At 48.0% G+C, this 246-nt stretch carries 1 pseudogene; it reads left to right on the top strand.

The annotated features are described in order from the left end of the window. A pseudogene (locus AAEY72_RS15920) lies at positions 1–225 on the top strand (IS3 family transposase); the annotation flags it as partial. Between the last annotated feature and the right edge of the window lie 21 nt (positions 226–246).

Raw genomic sequence — 246 nt, 5'->3', positions numbered from 1 at the left:
GAACAAATCAAAGCATGGCGAGCAGGCGCACTATCAGGATTTAATAAAGCCCAGCAGCAAAGCCTGACCGATAAGCGTCAACATCAAGCAGACCTTAAAAAGATTAAAAAACTAGAGCGTGAGCTGAATCGTAAGGAAAAAGCCCTTGCCGAAACAGCGGCCTTACTGGTGCTCAGAAAAAAGCTGAATGCGCTCTGGGAGACGGACAAAAACGAGGACGACTAACCTCACTGCCACAGCGTAAGC

Source organism: Psychrobacter sp. W2-37-MNA-CIBAN-0211 (assembly GCF_040309405.1).
GTDB lineage: Bacteria > Pseudomonadota > Gammaproteobacteria > Pseudomonadales > Moraxellaceae > Psychrobacter > Psychrobacter glaciei.
Note: the sequence above shows the minus strand (reverse complement) of the source record. Positions and strands in the feature narration are given on the sequence as shown.